Raw genomic sequence first — 305 nt, forward strand, 5'->3', positions numbered from 1 at the left:
AAGTTACGCGACCACATCACCCGTCGACTCGTTGATCTTCCTGTTGTTGGATTCCCCACTAGGCTGCACGTAAAAGTCCCTAGATTCCGGTGTACAGCCGCCTCATGTAAGAGAAAGATCTTCCAAGAATCTTTAACCTGCGCTGATGACGGCGCCAAGCTCACTGACCGGGTCACCCGCTGGATCTTGCAGCGCCTTGCTATTGACCGGATGAGTGTGTCAGCCACCGCCAAAGCACTCGGTGTGGGCTGGGACCTGGTCAACCAAGTCGCGCTGGATGCCTGCCGCCAGCTTGTCTACGGCGA

At 56.7% G+C, this 305-nt stretch carries 1 pseudogene; it reads left to right on the top strand.

Going from position 1 to position 305, the window contains the following annotated elements:
* Window positions 1–305, top strand: a pseudogene (locus tag HMPREF2698_RS12965) (ISL3 family transposase); the annotation flags it as partial.

This window comes from Corynebacterium sp. HMSC072A02, assembly GCF_001810085.1.
In the GTDB taxonomy this organism is placed as follows: Bacteria; Actinomycetota; Actinomycetes; order Mycobacteriales; family Mycobacteriaceae; genus Corynebacterium; species Corynebacterium hesseae.